The 508-nt window shown below is 65.4% G+C and carries 1 protein-coding gene; it reads right to left on the reverse strand.

Annotated elements, in window-relative coordinates; all coding sequences use genetic code 11:
• Positions 1 to 113 precede the first annotated feature (113 nt).
• Complete coding sequence (locus VXC91_RS46840; protein WP_329513400.1) at positions 114 to 326, reverse strand: type II toxin-antitoxin system VapB family antitoxin; 213 nt, start codon at positions 324 to 326, stop codon at positions 114 to 116.
• Positions 327 to 508: the final 182 nt, after the last annotated feature.

Genomic DNA, 508 nt, shown 5'->3' on the forward strand with positions numbered 1-508 from the left:
TACCGGTCCTGCCACTGCCAGGACGCCGTCCTCGTGGAGAGGGTCGAGTACCTCGGCGACTCGAGGGTGGCGCCAGCGCTGAAGGGCGGAGTTGTCGATCAGGAAGCGCTCGCTCACGCGGCGCCCCGGCCGTGATCCTGTGTGCGGCTGTCGTAGGTGAGGTCCAGCTCGCCGGACTTGATCGCGTCGATGCCCTCCTGCCGCAGCCGGCGTTTGACGGCCTCCTCCATGGCCATCCGAACGGCCTTGGCCTTGGTCTTCACCCCGTACAGGCGCATGGCATGCTCGACCATCTCGTCGTCAAGGTCGATCATGGTGCGTGACATGGAGACTCCTTGCTCTGATGATCGGCTTCCTAAATGATACCGCGTGACCGACGCTAAATGGTGTCGTTTGGTTGCTGAGGGCGGTGGTGCACTGTCCTCTCCGCCCGGCGGGTCGATCCACTGCCTCATGGCACGGTATGGCAGCCCTCAGGCCGAGGCGGTCGAGGGCGCGGCTCTGCTGC

The sequence above is a fragment of the Streptomyces chiangmaiensis genome, assembly GCF_036281785.1.
GTDB lineage: Bacteria > Actinomycetota > Actinomycetes > Streptomycetales > Streptomycetaceae > Streptomyces > Streptomyces chiangmaiensis.